This window comes from Streptomyces sp. NRRL WC-3618, from assembly GCF_001280005.1.
Classification (GTDB): Bacteria; Actinomycetota; Actinomycetes; order Streptomycetales; family Streptomycetaceae; genus Streptomyces.
This window is the reverse complement of sequence record NZ_LGDW01000239.1, coordinates 1-1,273: the sequence shown is the minus strand read 5'-3', so window position 1 is coordinate 1,273 and position 1,273 is coordinate 1. Positions and strand designations below refer to the sequence as shown.

Below are 1,273 nucleotides of genomic sequence, written 5' to 3'. Positions count from 1 at the left end.
CACCGACACCCTCCCCAAAACACAACGTCGGCCTTCACGACCACAACGGGTCGCGAAGGCCGACGTCACGTTCAGGGCCCCGGATTCGCCAACAGTGTCTCTCAGCCCGTGGGGGTCCCCCCTCTGGGGGAGTTTGAGGACGAGGCCCGTTCAGGGCCGACAGCGGGGGTCTGGGGCGGCAGCCCCAGGTATGGGACGGGTAAGGGCGGCGGGGGCGGGAAACCGGGCGTCGCCTGTCACAAGCGGTCAACAACCCCCCTCGCCCCATCCCCGGCGGAGTCACCCCCAGGTACCGTCGCGACCATGCGCGCACTCCGAATACTCCTCACCGTCGCCGTACTCCTCGGCGGCCTCTTCGTGATCGCCGACCGCCTCGCCGTCGGCTTCGCGGAGGACGAGGTCGCGGACCGCCTCAGGACCAGCGAGGACCTGCCGACCACCCCGGACGTGTCGATCGACGGCTTCCCCTTCCTCACCCAACTCGCCGCCGGCCAACTGGACGACGTCAAGGTCGGCATCAAGGACTACGACGCCCCCACCGGAACCTCCGGCCAGAACATCCGCATCGACAACCTGAACGCCCAGATGCGCGACGTCGAGTTCACCGGCGACTACAGCTCCGCCACCGCGGCCACCGCCACCGGCAGCGCGACCATCACGTACGCCGAACTGCTGAAGGCGGCCAAGTCGACCCAGCCGGGGCCCGTGACGGTGGTCCCGGGTGTGACCGCCAAGGTCGTGGGCCTGTCGGACGGCGGCGACGGCAAGATCAAGGTCGCCGTCGAGGCAACGGTGCTCGGCAAGGAGTTGCCGAGGCCGGTGTCGGTCCTCAGCACGGTCACGGTCGCGGGCGACACGGTGAAGGTGAAGGCGGAATCCCTGCCCAACCTGGGCATCGCCCTCGCCGACGGCAGGATGCGGGCCGTGACGGACTTCGAGCAGAGGATCGACGGCCTGCCCGGCGGCATCGAGCTGGACTCGGTCGAGGCGGCGAAGGCCGGGGTGGACATCACGGTGAAGGGTTCGAACGTCAGCCTCGCTGGGTAACTGGCGAGGAGGACGCGTCGGGCCCCCGCACCGAGCCCCGCATCGGTGTCCAACAGGCGAGACGGCAACGTCCGTACCGCAGATGCGGCGAAGGACGTACCCCCCGGAGGCACCCCCACCTCCCCACCCGCGCCTCCCTGGACTTGGGCCCCCGGCCCGGCCACCCGCCTCGCCGACACCGGCAGTTTCGACACCACCCCGTACATGGTCGGCGGCACGTTCTGCC

Annotated in this window: 1 protein-coding gene and 1 pseudogene; both read left to right on the top strand. The window is 70.1% G+C overall.

The window, feature by feature from the left end; genetic code table 11:
• The first annotated feature begins 303 nt into the window (after positions 1-303).
• On the top strand, positions 304-1,047 hold the full coding sequence (locus tag ADL01_RS21405; protein ID WP_053743649.1) for a DUF2993 domain-containing protein: 744 nt from the start codon (positions 304-306) through the stop codon (positions 1,045-1,047).
• Between the two features lie 45 nt (positions 1,048-1,092).
• A pseudogene (locus tag ADL01_RS21400) lies at positions 1,093-1,273 on the top strand (hypothetical protein); the annotation flags it as partial.

Coding starts and splice junctions, on each gene's coding strand:
- ADL01_RS21405 (WP_053743649.1), top strand. CDS start 304: ATGCGCGCACTCCGAATACTCCTCACCGTCGCCGTACTCCTCGGCGGC.